General features: G+C 57.8%; 14 protein-coding genes. 9 read left to right on the top strand and 5 right to left on the bottom strand.

Annotated features, from left to right (window positions below):
• Positions 1 to 18: 18 nt before the first annotated feature.
• On the bottom strand, positions 19 to 618 hold the full coding sequence (locus AC1DDS_RS17330) for a TetR/AcrR family transcriptional regulator (RefSeq protein WP_477480027.1): 600 nt from the start codon (positions 616 to 618) through the stop codon (positions 19 to 21).
• Positions 619 to 811: 193 nt separating this feature from the next.
• Between AC1DDS_RS17330 and AC1DDS_RS17325 the strand changes: the two genes are divergently transcribed.
• The 3 genes from AC1DDS_RS17325 to AC1DDS_RS17315 all read left to right on the top strand — a co-directional run bounded on the left by AC1DDS_RS17325 (position 812) and on the right by AC1DDS_RS17315 (position 4,022).
• Positions 812 to 2,482: a choline dehydrogenase gene (locus AC1DDS_RS17325; RefSeq protein WP_477480026.1), complete on the top strand. Its 1,671-nt coding sequence runs from the start codon at positions 812 to 814 to the stop codon at positions 2,480 to 2,482.
• Between the two features lie 67 nt (positions 2,483 to 2,549).
• The gene (locus tag AC1DDS_RS17320; RefSeq protein ID WP_477480025.1) at positions 2,550 to 3,491 is read left to right on the top strand and encodes a choline ABC transporter substrate-binding protein; all 942 of its coding nucleotides are present in this window, start codon (positions 2,550 to 2,552) and stop codon (positions 3,489 to 3,491) included.
• A 291-nt stretch (positions 3,492 to 3,782) separates the two neighbouring features.
• Positions 3,783 to 4,022: a tautomerase family protein gene (locus tag AC1DDS_RS17315; protein WP_477480024.1), complete on the top strand. Its 240-nt coding sequence runs from the start codon at positions 3,783 to 3,785 to the stop codon at positions 4,020 to 4,022.
• Between the two features lie 119 nt (positions 4,023 to 4,141).
• Here the strand turns inward: AC1DDS_RS17315 and AC1DDS_RS17310 are convergent, their stop codons facing one another.
• Positions 4,142 to 4,612 carry a nucleoside deaminase gene (locus AC1DDS_RS17310; protein ID WP_477480023.1) on the bottom strand — a complete coding sequence of 157 codons (471 nt, stop codon included), beginning with the start codon at positions 4,610 to 4,612 and terminating at the stop codon, positions 4,142 to 4,144.
• 409 nt (positions 4,613 to 5,021) lie between these two features.
• A complete protein-coding gene (locus tag AC1DDS_RS17305; protein ID WP_477480022.1) occupies positions 5,022 to 6,794 on the bottom strand; it encodes an adenylate/guanylate cyclase domain-containing protein in 1,773 nt (590 codons plus the stop codon).
• 582 nt (positions 6,795 to 7,376) lie between these two features.
• Here AC1DDS_RS17305 and AC1DDS_RS17300 point away from each other — a divergent pair.
• Positions 7,377 to 7,865 (top strand): NUDIX hydrolase, encoded by a 489-nt coding sequence (locus AC1DDS_RS17300; protein WP_477480168.1) that lies wholly within the window; start codon positions 7,377 to 7,379, stop codon positions 7,863 to 7,865.
• Positions 7,866 to 7,871: 6 nt separating this feature from the next.
• Here the strand turns inward: AC1DDS_RS17300 and AC1DDS_RS17295 are convergent, their stop codons facing one another.
• A complete protein-coding gene (locus AC1DDS_RS17295; protein ID WP_477480021.1) occupies positions 7,872 to 8,471 on the bottom strand; it encodes a hypothetical protein in 600 nt (199 codons plus the stop codon).
• A gap of 11 nt (positions 8,472 to 8,482) precedes the next feature.
• Entirely contained in the window at positions 8,483 to 9,355 is an 873-nt protein-coding gene (locus tag AC1DDS_RS17290) for a hypothetical protein (protein WP_477480020.1), read from the bottom strand.
• A gap of 399 nt (positions 9,356 to 9,754) precedes the next feature.
• On the opposite strand from AC1DDS_RS17290, the gene AC1DDS_RS17285 reads away from it, so the two are divergent.
• The 5 genes from AC1DDS_RS17285 (at position 9,755) to AC1DDS_RS17265 (ending at position 12,924) form a co-directional block, all read left to right on the top strand.
• On the top strand, positions 9,755 to 10,180 hold the full coding sequence (locus AC1DDS_RS17285) for a hypothetical protein (RefSeq protein WP_477480019.1): 426 nt from the start codon (positions 9,755 to 9,757) through the stop codon (positions 10,178 to 10,180).
• Positions 10,181 to 10,307: 127 nt separating this feature from the next.
• The gene (locus tag AC1DDS_RS17280) at positions 10,308 to 10,607 is read left to right on the top strand and encodes a site-specific integrase (RefSeq protein WP_477480018.1); all 300 of its coding nucleotides are present in this window, start codon (positions 10,308 to 10,310) and stop codon (positions 10,605 to 10,607) included.
• A 636-nt stretch (positions 10,608 to 11,243) separates the two neighbouring features.
• A complete protein-coding gene (locus tag AC1DDS_RS17275; protein WP_477480017.1) occupies positions 11,244 to 11,750 on the top strand; it encodes a BRO family protein in 507 nt (168 codons plus the stop codon).
• 268 nt (positions 11,751 to 12,018) lie between these two features.
• Entirely contained in the window at positions 12,019 to 12,183 is a 165-nt protein-coding gene (locus AC1DDS_RS17270) for a hypothetical protein (protein WP_477480016.1), read from the top strand.
• A 279-nt stretch (positions 12,184 to 12,462) separates the two neighbouring features.
• Positions 12,463 to 12,924, top strand: coding sequence for a hypothetical protein (locus AC1DDS_RS17265; protein ID WP_477480015.1), 462 nt, complete (start codon positions 12,463 to 12,465; stop codon positions 12,922 to 12,924).
• The last annotated feature ends 280 nt before the right edge of the window (positions 12,925 to 13,204 follow it).

Raw genomic sequence — 13,204 nt, 5'->3', positions numbered from 1 at the left:
AGATCGACCCAAGTGTATCTACGCAGACCCCACGCCATTAAACACTTTGTCGACGGCCTCTGCGACGATCGCCCTTTGATGCTCGGGAGTCCAATATTTCTCGTCCAGCAACGCATAGACGAGAATGCCGTCACATTGCACCAGCAACGCATCAGCGATCCTGCGGGCGTCTTTGAGAGAATGTCCCAGCAAGCGTATCCACTTCACATGCCGGTCGCGCATGAAGGAGTGGATGTTATGGTGAATGGTCTGGAGTTCCGTTGACGTCTGGGTGAGCGCCCAGAAGGCGAGCCATACCGAGAGTTGCCGCCGACGAGACGGGTCAATGGGGAGAAACGCTTCAAGGGATGCGGTGATCTGGTCGCGGTCCAACGTCGTCGGCCAGCGAATTTCCTTCTTGGATTTGTCCCAGGCGTGTTCGACGGCTGCCTGTACCATCGCCGCCCGGCTCGGAAAATGGTGCGTGATCAGGCCGATGGTCGCGCCAGCTCGGTCAGCCACCTTGCGCATGCTCACGTTGGCGACGCCTTCGTCGGCGATGACTTCGCAGACGGCGTCGACGATGCGCCTGATGGGATCATCCTCCTGCGGCTTCGAGCTCGCCTTCTTCTGACGCATGACCTGTCCAAGGCCCCCTTTTTCTGATTCCTGCATAACTGTCCGGTCGCTCACAGGCAAAGCGATATTGATCCGATCCGTCAGTTGACCACATACATAACAATTGTTATGCATTATGAGAACAACTGTTATCTAAGATCATAACGCCCGTTATGGTGATCTCGCGACCAGACGGGTTGCGAGGAGGTATGGAATGCCGAACGGTTCAAAACATCCTCTGGAACAGTCCTACGACTACATCGTCGTAGGAGCTGGCTCCGCAGGCTGCGTAATCGCTAACCGTCTGTCGGCAGACTCCGATGTCAGGGTTCTGGTGCTTGAAGCAGGGGTCCGCGACCGCAGCCTTTTAATCCACATGCCAGCCGGGGTGTACAAGGTCTGGAACGACCCCCAGCTGAACTGGAACTACGCCAGCGCGCCCGAAGGCGAGATGAACGACCGCGAAATCCCGGTGCCACGCGGAAAGGTCCTTGGGGGCAGCTCCTCGATCAACTCCATGGTTTATCTCCGGGGGCACCCGTCCGACTACGATCGTTGGGCGAGTGAGTTCGGCTTGGCGGATTGGGATTACGCCCACTGTCTTCCCTATTTCAAGAAAGCCGAGCGCAACGAGCGCGGTGAGAACCCCTGGCACGGCGGTTCAGGTCCGCTCGGCGTAAGCAAAGGCTCGTCGACAAGCGTCCTCTATGACGCGTTTGTCGCCGCCGGAAACGACGCGGGCATCGGGACGTCGGAAGACCTCAACGGATACAAGCCGGAGGGGTTGGGCCGCTACGACAGCACGAAGTGGAACGGCCGCCGCAGTTCGGCCGCCGTCGCTTACCTGCATCCGGCGGCATGTCGACCCAATCTGAAGATCGTGACCGAGGCCCTGGTCGAGAAGGTGTCGGTCGAAGGTGGTCGTGCGGCCTCCATCCTTGTTCGACATCGAGGCAAACGGTATGTCGTTGCGGTTGAGCGCGAGATCATTCTCAGCGGCGGCGCGATCAACTCGCCGCAATTGCTGATGTTGTCCGGCGTCGGCCCGGCGCAATCGCTTCGCCGCATGGGAATCCAGGTCCTTGCCGACGTGCCGGGCGTGGGCCAAAATCTCCAGGACCATATCGATCTGGTCATGCAGTGGAGCTGCCCCAAGGCAGTCACCCTCAAGCACTTGGCCAATCCGCTCGTCAAGGCTTTCATCGGCGCGCGCTGGCTTCTCAACAGAAGCGGCCCCGTGTCGTCCAACATCTGGGAGGCTGGTGGGCTCGTCCGGACGGATGGTGGCCTCCCGGCTCCAAACATCCAGTACCATTTCGCGCCCGTTGCCATGCGGTATGTCGATAACGCCATCCGGCTCGAGCAGGGTTTCCAAATGCATGTGAGCCAGCTTCGGCAGGACGCCCGTGGCCACATTGAGCTCGCAAGCGACGATCCGGCCAAGCCGCCACGCATCGTCTTCAATTTCCTGCAGACGGAGAAGGACAAGCGGGAACTCGTCGATGGCGTCCTGATGGCGCGCCACATCGTTAATCAGCCCGCGCTTCGTGAATTCCTGGGTGAGGAACTGCTTCCGGGGCCGTCGATGACATCCCGAGAAGATATTCTGCGTTACGTCCAGAGCGTCAGCGAGACGGAATTCCACCCGAGTTGCTCCTGCCGGATGGGAACCGACGATCTCGCCGTGGTCGATACCGATCTCAAAGTCAGGGGCGTAGACGGGCTCAGGGTCGTCGACGCCTCGGTGATGCCGAACGTGATCAGTTCGAACCTCAATGCCACCGTGATCATGATGGCCGAGAAGGCCGCCGACAGCATACGCGGCAACCCGGCGCTCAAGCCGGAGCGTCCGCGCTTCTTCTTTGACGAAAAGCAGGTCGCCTGAGGCCATGAGGTCCCTGGCGCGGCTTTCGTAGCTGCGCATGCCAAAGCTCAACAACGAGGGAACTGAAATGCTGAAATATCTTCTCGCCGCAGGCGTCAGCCTGCTATCCATCGCGCCTTCGCTGGCCCAGGCCGCCGAACCGGAGAGCTGCAAGCAGGTGCGTTTCTCGGACGTGGGCTGGACGGACATCACGTCGACGACGGCGATCTCGTCGATCGTCCTCGGCGCGCTTGGCTACGAGCCCAGCAGCGTCATGCTCTCTATCCCCGTCACCTATGCGAGCCTGAAGAGCGAGGAGATCGACGTCTATCTCGGCGACTGGGAGCCAGCGATGGTGCAGGATCGCAAGCCCTACATTGAGGACAAGTCGATTGTTGTGGTCGGCCCGAATCTCGAAGGCGCGAAATATACGCTGGCGGTCCCCAAGGCGGCGTTCGTCGCCGGCGTGAAGGATTTCGCCGATCTTGAGAAGTTTGCCGACAAGTTCGAACGGAAAATTTATGGCATCGAACCGGGCAGCACCGGCAACAACATGATTCAGGCGATGATCGACAAGAACGAGTTCGGCCTGAAGGAATGGGAACTAGTCGAATCTTCCGAACAGGGCATGCTCACGCAGGTCGACCGGCAGATCAAGGAGGATGCCTGGATCGTCTTTCTCGGATGGGAGCCGCATCCGATGAATACCAAGTACGAGATAGCCTACTTGACCGGTGGGGATGCCACATTCGGCCCGAACTACGGCGGCGCTACAGTCTACACCAATATCCGCTCCGGGTTCGTCACGGAATGCCCCAATGCCACTCGCTTACTGCAGAACCTGAAGTTCTCGCTTGCGATGGAGAACGAAATCATGGATGCCATCCTGAATCAGGGCGCGGACGCCAAGGAGGCCGCCGGGGCATGGCTCAAGGCGCATCCAGGTGTCCTGCAGCATTGGTTGGAGGGCGTGACCACATTCGACGGCAAGCCTGCGCTCGAAGTCGTTGAAAGCGCTGTGAACGGCTGATGTCGACGAGGGCCGGTGTCCGGCGAAATTTTCTGGCACCGGCTCCGCCTCATTGTCTTAGCGGCCCCTGTTGCGCTTTGGTGGCCATTAGCTAATTGGTGCGGCCGCCAGGGCGCTCGGATAATGAGCGCCTTTGCATTTGAGTTCCTCCAATCGGGGTGACTGGGTCGCCGAAGCCGGGGTTGGCAATAAAAAGCTCGCGCTAGCCCCGCGGCAGTATTTAAGATCTGCCGAACCGGCGTAATCTTCGGCGCGCTTTCTCTCAATGCACCCCCAATGATTGGAATAGAAATGCCCCACATTGACGTAAAGATGTTCCCTGGGCGAACGGAGGAGCAAAAGCAGGAATTCGCCGCGAAGGTCGTGGAGGCTGCCCAGGCCATATTCGGTTCAAGCGACGCTTCCCTCTCAGTCTCCATCTCGGAAGTGGAGCCGGCGGAGTGGAACGCGAAGGTTTACGGTCCTGAAATTATGGCCAACGAGAGGACGCTGTATAAGCGGCCGGGTTACGGCGCTCTGTCGAAGCCCTGAGATTAAGGGCGCGGAAAGCGTTGGCTCCCTTGATCCGCCAGAATTCCCAACGTCCGCTGTTGGGGCCCGAAGCGGCATTTCAGACAAAATCTTCGTATGACTTGCGAAAAGGGAGCTCGTCAGCGTCGCCAGAAGGTCCGGTGCGGGGCGAGGAGGTCGTCCTCGATCTCGGGGAAGGGTCCAACAACCTCGATTGACTTCTGGCCGGAGGCGAGGACCGTCCGCGCCGCGAGGTTCATGGTCGCGTTCTCGGGGTGGTCGCCAGTCTCCGCGAGGAGCTTCGCCTCCGCGAAACCATAGACTAAGCGGCCGATATTCGCCCAATAGAGCGTCCCTGCACACATGGCACAGGGTTCGCCTGTCGAGACCAGCGTGCAGGTCCACAGGAAATCCGCCGGATAGGCCGCCGCTGCGCGTCGACACAGTTCGGTCTCGGCGTGACGCACGGTGTCAATGTTGCCCTGACGCATCAGGATACGGTCGTCGGAATCGACCAGGACGCAGCCAAAAGGATGATGGCCATGCACTGCGGCCTCGCGTGCGACTTCATCGGCAGCACGAAGGTGGGCGAGCATCTGATCATGGGTCATGGTCGATCGCTCCAGAGCGTCGGGAAAGACACGGACACTAGCTCTAATCAAACCATATAACTCGGAAATCGAAAGGTCGCTATCGTGCGAAGGAGGCGACTTCCTTCGTCCGCCTACGGTCCTCGGCGCACCGTTAACTTTCAGGAAATCGCAAAGGCGACCTGAATGACCGAATTGGAGGCGCTAAACGGACAGTCTGCTCAAGCCGGAACCGGCACGGTCGCGCAATCTCCGAATGTTCGTCTGGAGCCGGATGTGATCGCTACGCCCAGGAACATCTTTGCCCGCTGGCTCCGCACGAATGAGCCATAAGCAAGTCTTCGCACAATAAGAGGGGAACCAAAGACCAACGGTGTAATTTTGTGAAGCCGCACAAAAGCTGTGGACGATTGCCGGCGATGGAATACAATTACTCGGTGAGGCCAGCTTTTCGCAGTCCGTCGACAATGCGCTCAAAATCGGCAGGGTTGCTGTAGGGCAGCACTTTGCGCCTGTGCTCCAGGGAATAATCGGGATTGATCCGAAACACTTCCTCCCACTCCCCGCGCGCCTCCGCGAAGCGGCCCAAGTGACCATAGCTCGCCGCCAGCAACACACGTGAGATGTCGGTGACTGGATTGCGGACCAGCCGTCGCTTGAGGAAGACAACGGCCTCCTCGTATCTGCCCAACTGGAACATCGCCTGCGCGTGGAAGTGCAGAAAAATGTCCGGATAATATGGATTCAGGGCCATTGCCCGCTCGAAACAGACGAGGGCTTCCTCGGACCTGCCTGCATAATGCAGCGCGTTGCCGAGGCTCTCGTGGCCCTCGACAAGATTGGGAGCAAGCGCGATCACGCACTCAGCCTCGCGGATGGCCACGTCAAGCCGCCGCAGATACAAGTTGACGACGCCCAGCGCCCAATGTGCGTACGGATATCGATCATCGAGCGCCACCGCGCGCGTCGCAGCCTCGGTCGCCTGTTCCAGCGATGTCGACGGCGATTGGCTCCACTGGTTGACATAGGCCAGCCCGTGCGTGACGGCGAGGAACGCGTGGGCCGGGGCGAATTTCGGGTCCAGATCGATGGCGCGTTGCAGCAATTGCCGCCCCTGAAGGTTCTGCTCTTTCGTCAGCCGCCACATGTGTTCACGGCCCCGCAGGAAGCAGTCATAGGCTTCCAGATTTTGGGTCTGCTCGCTCGCGAGCCGCTGTTTGTCCCCAGCCGTTAGCTTGAGTTCCAGAGCGCCGACGATCTGCTGCGTGACGTCATCCTGCACCGCGAAGATATCGGTCAGGTCGCGATCGAAGCGCTCCGCCCACTGATGCCCACCAGTCGTCGCATCGATAAGCTGCGCGGTGATCCTCACCCTGTTGCCTGATTTGCGGACGCTTCCTTCCAGCACGTAGCGCACGTTGAGGCTATGGCCGACCTCCTGCACGTTCACGCTCCGGCCCTTGAAGGTAAACGACGAGTTTCGAGCGATGACAAACAGCTGCGCCAGCTTCGACAGAGCCGTGATGATATCTTCGGAGATGCCGTCGGCGAAGTACTCCTGCTCGGCATCGCCGCTCATGTTGACGAAGGGCAGCACGGCAATCGAAAGCGCGGGCCGAAATGCGGCCGACGCTCGAGCCACGACGCCGGCGGTCACTGCTGGCTTTGCCTCCGCGGCGCTGCCGACCTGGAGCGAATAGATGCGGATCGGCTCGGCGATGTTCTTGAGCTGCGTGACGCCAAGATCGCTGACGGAGAGATCGAGCCTCGCCCTGACCTGGCGATAGGCGTCCTCGGACAGGCAAATTGCGCCAGGGGCCGCGATACCCTCGATTCGCGAGGCGATGTTGACGCCGTCACCCATCAGGTCGCCATCGCTTTCCTCTACTACGTCCCCCAGGTGGATGCCGATCCGGAACTCGATGCGCCGATCCTGCTGAACGCCGCCATTGCGCTCGACCATGCCGTTCTGCACCTCGATGGCGCAACGCACGGCATCGACAACGCTGCGGAATTCGACCAACGCCCCGTCTCCGGTGCGCTTGATGACACGGCCGTTGTGCACGGCGACGGTTGGATCGATCAGGTCGCTGCGCAGGGCCCGCAACCTTGCCAGGGTGCGGTCTTCGTCCTCGCTGGCGAGCCGGCTGTATCCGACCACGTCCTCGGCCAGAATTGCGGCCAGCTTCCGGTTCTCGCTCATAGAACTGTCCCTCATCTCCACGATAGCAGGAAGACAGAAACAGGGGAACTTCTGCCCGGAAAATCTCGATTGAGATCAGGTTCTCTGGTGCATCTGCGAGCAACTACAGCGTGTTCACCGACAACGTCTGCTTTCGGGCAACGGCAAAGTTTGTTCGAACGGCTGACACGGCGGCGCATTGCAGCCGTCCTCACGTCGAGACAGACCTTATGTCTACTATCAGGCAATGGCGCAACGATGCGGCCGAAATGGCGCGTGAAGCCGACTCTAAAGGTCGATTAACGAGTGCCGCTTTGGGACGATAGCAATCGTCCGCGGCGCGTCAGTATGCCGACGATCCTACTTTCTGTCTGTCTGATCGATTTCTGGCGAGGTGCGCGAGCCTCGGTCCCGCCATCGCGCTATCATCGTTGGCCGAGAATCTGCAACAATCGAGGATCTCACGATTTATCTTCAGGGCACCACGGTGGCGATGCTGCTCGCGGTGCCGAGGAGCTAACCGACCGAAGTGAGTGTCGCATCGCGTTGGTGGGAAACCTTGGCCCGGCCGAATGGGCAGTTGCATATGCGATGATTATGAAATTGAAACGTCGAAGCGCTGGCCTTCTTGTATTCCGTGTTCGTGACGACAACGCGGAGGTGCTTCTTGTTCACCCTGGTGGGCCGTTCTGGGCGCGAAGAGACGAGGGTGCGTGGTCTATTCCAAAGGGACTTGTCGAGGAGGGGGAGGATGAGCTGGCGGCTGCCACCCGCGAGCTGTGTGAAGAGATCGGCGTCGAGGTGGAAGAGACCTTCATTCATTTGGGTGAGTTTCGCCAACCGGGCGGAAAGACTGTCACCGCCTGGTCGGTCGAAGCTGATCCAGAGGTCGATCTCGCAGCCAGTCCGATCTCGCACTTCGAAATGGAATGGCCGCCACGGTCCGGTCAGATGCAATCATTCCCTGAGGTTGATCGTGTTGAATGGTTTCGAATTGCCGACGCCATGGTGAAGCTTCACAAAGGACAGAGACCGCTCCTGGAAGCCTTCCAAACAACGCTAAAACGGGACAGAGTTATCGGGAGTCCATAGAGTCGCTCAGTCTTTTGTGACCCAACCGGGCTTGTCTCCTGCTCGCATTTCCTGCGCCTTCTCGTCCTTGGCTATCTCCATAAAATACTTTACTTTTCCGAGCGTATCGGCAAGTTCTTCACCCTGCAGGGTTTCATGCTCAAGAAGCATCTCCATTAGGAAATCGATGGCTCTAGGGTTGTCTGCAACGATTGTCCGCGCAATATCGTATGCTTGATCCAGTCGGCCGCTCACTCTTTCCCTTAGATCGGCATCAGCAGCAAGTAATGAGTACGGATCGGCGACGTGTCGGTAGACGAGGGGATTCTCACCAAATCCCAGCCGCATCTCCATATCCAGTGCCAGCTGTGTGGCTTGCGCGAGGTCACTGTTCGGTGCACCACCCGAGGCCGACGTAAGCGCACGGCTGTACCTTTCTTTTGCCGCTCGCCCCGCCAAAAGAATCACCACGCGCCCCATAAGATGCTGTTCCGTCATGAGACCCGGGCCGCCCAGCGATGCCGTCATGTATGCGTTGCCATGGGCGGCACGTATCGTGATCATCGAAATAGAGGGGACGCCCATACATAGGCTAGCAACAGCATGACCAGCTTCGTGGACCGCCATGCGAAGAAGTGTCAGCCGTGAGTGTTCGGGTTTTCCGGCGTCCAGCTCGGATTGGATGTCTTCATAGGTAGGGGAATACGGACGGGATCCGCACGTTTGTTCGTCGGGACGAACTCTCCTTGAGCCTTCCGATAAAAAATGCCGTTCCGCAGGTCAATCCATGGGCGTCCGTCTTCTTTCACGAATGAAGCGCGCTCGATTCGATCAGCTCTTGTCCCTGTATAGAGCGCAGTTAAGATAAAACGCGCCAAATGCCGTGTGGAAAAGTAAGGGCGTAAACCGACTCCGCCATGGCGTTTCCGGTACGCGGTCCGGACGAGTTTTGCCACTTCGTCTCGTGTATAGAAGTGAATACGCGATTGAGACTTCGGAGGCAGTGCATAGTCAATAACTTTTCCACCTTTGTCGAGCCAGTCTTTCAACTCGGCGAAGTTGACGATCGTTCGAAGTGTGCAAAGGATTTGCCTAACTACAGATGGAGATCTCCCCTTTCCGTACGCCAAACATGTTTCTTCATTTATCTCAGATACGGTTTTTGATCCCCAAAACCTATTTAGTTCGGCGACCTCCCACAGAAATGAATACTTACGATTTCGAGACATTCTGGATATCATGGCTTTCTTTTTGTAGACATAGAATGCAATGATGTCGCCAATGACAACACGGTCTGCTGTTCTTTCAGAAGGCGGCTTCGTTTGATGCTTTTTTATGAGGTAATCGCGGAGCTTGATCTCAGCCCCTGCAAGATTATCTCCACTGCATCCTGTGCTGACAGACCTGCTTCCGTCTTTGATGATCCAGGTTTGCCGATGGGTAAGCTTTCCGCTTTTGTTGTATCGGGCTTTGCGTAAGATGGGGTGAGGTTCCTTTCGACGACGTGGCATGAATCGCTCCAATCTTTTAGCGCCTTAACGGTGACAAAGAGGTTGCGGCTATTGGGACGTATGGCGACCAATTTGCCGCTGGCGATTGCTTTGCGAAGCGTGTTTATTTTGAGTATCCCTGGTTCGTTTGGCCCATTGCGGTACAGCCTGCCTCCGAACTGCGGCAAGCATATTGCTTCTGCAAGGCGCAACCATTGATCTGGAGCCGGTTCGTATAGATCACTTGGTGGCCGTTCATTTGCCCTGTCAAACGGTGGACTGAGTTGCTTGGTCATTTCCCGACCCCTTTATTGTTGCGGCAGCAGGTGGTGGCTGCGACGCCCCATCATCGCCTAATGGTTGCGCACATTTGCTTGAAGCGTTGAGCGTGTCAGACGGCGTTCTGCGGGTAAGGACGCCGTGCCACTGCGGGAGGAGACCGTTGAAAAGTACCGGCTCGCTACGAACGAGTTCTCCGCCTTTCGCAAGAGCGATGACCCGACCACGGTCACGCCTGATGAGGCCGACGCTTGGAAGTTGGCGATGATGGAGGGCGGCAAGCTCAGCAACAACACCATCGGCCAGCGTCTTCAGAATGTGAGGACCGTGATCGAGTGGGCGCGTAAGCACAGCCACAACAAGCTATTTCCACTTGGCAATCCGCTTGCCACCGTAGAGCGGCCTGACTACCAGACCGTAGCCAGTGACACCCGGACATACACAATGGACGAGGCAAAGCAGGTTCTCGCTGCCGCCCGCAAGGAGACACGTCACGACCTGCGATGGCTGCCTTGGATGTGCGCGTATTCAGGGGGCTCGTATCGAAGAGGTTGCACAGCTTTCTAAGAGCAACTTCTTCAAGGTCGGTGATGACTGGTTCTATCGCCTGACGACTTCGGGTGGCAAGACGCTCAAGACGAGAAGCAGTGAGCGGCGTGTCCCAGTTCACCCGGAACTGATCAAGGAGGGGCTGATGGACTTCGTCAACGGTCTCATATTGGCTGACGATCAGCGCATCTTCTCAACCCGATCACAGCAGAGGATTGGCGAGTGGTTGCGTGATACGGTCAAGATCACTCGACCTGAACTTGCCCCCAGCCACGGGTGGCGTCACCTGTTCGAGGATGTCTGTCTTGTTGGGGGAGTGCTGGACGCTGCAAGGAGCTACATCACCGGACGGTCTACCGGAAAATCTGGTGAAGGCTACGGCAAGAGCGAGGCCATGCTTCCCGGTCTTGCCAACGAGATGCGCAAGGTTCCATCCTTCCTGTAGAGCAACCACGCCAGCGCCCCGTTTGGATGTCAGCCTTTCGTGTCTCTGTCCCGTGAAGGGCGTCCGGTAAAACATGCAACAGCCATTGAGGCAGCCCAAGCTCCCGCAATGATGAAATACCACCGCGCTTCTGCGTCGTTGGCATGGACTAGCAGCATAGCCGCCACGGCCACCAAGCTGGAAATAGCTGCGGCGAAGGCCCTCTCTTTGGAAGTGGGCGCTGGTCTGGAAACTCGACCTTCTGCGGCCCGCTGTTCCACCTTCGTCATCGACCAACTCAGTAGTTTTTCGCCCTCTCTCTTGGCGTTGCGCATTATCAGAAACGTGAGCGGCACGCACGCGATCAGTGCGATGCCAGCCCATAGAACTTTCGGCGCGCCCACTCCCGCGAGAACAGGCGGGACAATGAAGACCACGGCGAAAAGCCACGCCCTCCAACGCAGGTCACGTTTAGACGAGTTCTGTTGCTCTGGCCCCATAGTGTTCCACCGCCATCATCCGACGGTCGGCAGAGTGCAGTCTGTCGGGCCACGAATACAATCGAAAATGGTGCAGAAGATGAATCGTAACCTAATGGCCCAACATAGAAGCCCGTTGAGGATGGTGGTTAGCTGCCACTGAGCAGGACACCTGAACATGAACAACCTCACCACCTTCAACTTCCTCTCCAACAACATCCGCGCGATCGAGATCGACGGCCAGCCGTGGTTCGTTGCGGCTGATGTGGGCGAGGTGCTGACCATCAGCAACCCGCGCCGCGAGATCATCAAGAACCTGCACCCCGATGAGAAACGTAGCATGAAGCTACAAAATACCCGTGGTCGGGGGAACGTGATTATCTCCGAGAGTGGTCTGTTCAAGTTGGTCATGCGCTCCGACAAACCGGAGGCTCTCGGCTTCCAAGACTGGGTCACCCGCGAAGTCCTCCCGGCAATCCGTAAGGATGGCATGTACGTGGCCGACTACTTCAAGAAGGCACATCGAACGGTCCTGCGGGACATTGCTGCCTTGCAGTCCAGAATTGGACCTCAAGCAATGTTCACCGAGATCACCCTTGAAGGACGCACCGGCTTCGGCATCCGCCACTATCGCGCCTTCGACATGCCCGCGATGGCTTCACGCTGCTGGTCATGGAGCGCCTGAAGAAGAAGGTCGAACATGTCCACACCCCCCATATCCACAGGGACACCCCTGCGACATTCTGACTCCCCCGCGCAGAAAGGCGAACGGCAACAAGGACGCGCAACCGCCTGTGCTTCAGGCTGTCCCTTCAAGATTACGGAAAAGCCTACCCACAAGTGGATACGTTATTAAAATCAATGCCTTGACCGGAGCCGCTCGTCGGAGTCTAGGAGTGCATCCGCCACCTCACGACAGGGCAAGCGGGAAGCAGCCAGGAGAGAATTTGACAATGCGCCTACTGACAATCGAAATCCGCAGCCTAGACCACATCTACATCGCCACATCTCGCTATGAGTTCTTCTACAGCCGCAACGATTGGTTCAAAGGGTCGAGGGGCCAATACCGGCATTGGACGCTGGACAGGAAACATGCCCCTGCGGAAGGCGCGATCTAGCCCACTCTACGCATTCAACCTTTACGGCCCCCGTTGAGCAATCTTCGGGGGCTTCGCATTTGAGGCGTATGGTCGTAGCGGTGCTGCCCCAGTTTCTTCTCCCCATCTCACCACAGAGCGGCGTTTGTCGTTTCCCGGTGTCTGGACACCCGCCGCCCCGTGAATGCGCGTCTACGGTCGATACGGCAACAGGAAGAACGGCCACCACCGGGGGAATTACCCCACACTTAAGCATTACCGAAACGCGCCCCGCTGAGGGCCACTGAGCAGGACACTGACATGAACAACGAGATCACCCTCCACACCGTCAATGAAGAAGCCCGCGTCCTCGATACCGATCTGGCCGAGCGGCTTGGTTATGGGAAGTTCGAGGACATCCGCGCTCTCATCAAGCGAAACGCTGTTGAACTGGGCAGATACGGAATAATCGGCACCACACCGATTAATACCGGCAAGCGTGGTCGCCCCGGTAATGCCTACTACCTCAATGAGGAACAGGCGCTGCTCGTCTGCATCTTCTCCGAGACCGAGAACGCTGCGCTCGTCCGCAAGCAGGTGATCTCCACCTTCATGGCCTACCGCCGTGGTCAACTCCCAGTCCAGCAGACACCGGCCCTGCCCACCAACTACGTTGAGGCACTGAAGGCACTGGTCGTTTCGGAAGAGGCGAAGCTGGAAGCAGGTGGCTGGTTACAAAGGTCGACCACGGCATCAATATACGACCACACTCATATGCATTGAGATTCAAGATGGTGATGCTTGAGAGACCCAATTGCGGGAGAGGACGAAACATAATTGCCCCACACTTAAGGATAGGGGAGAAGAGAATAGAATAGAGGGGGGCTTCAGGGGAGACTTCAAGGAGATTTCTTGAAGGGAGACTGAAGGAGTTATCTCTATGATGGACTGATGATGAATATCATCATGATCTATACCCTATAACTTTCCCTCTAGGTGTCCTCTACGATAACCTTAAAGTCCCCATGAACATGGCCCCTATCGGGCACTCGACAGTCGAGAA

Source organism: Mycoplana sp. 10N416 (genome assembly GCF_056394765.1).
Note: the sequence above shows the minus strand (reverse complement) of the source record. Positions and strands in the feature narration are given on the sequence as shown.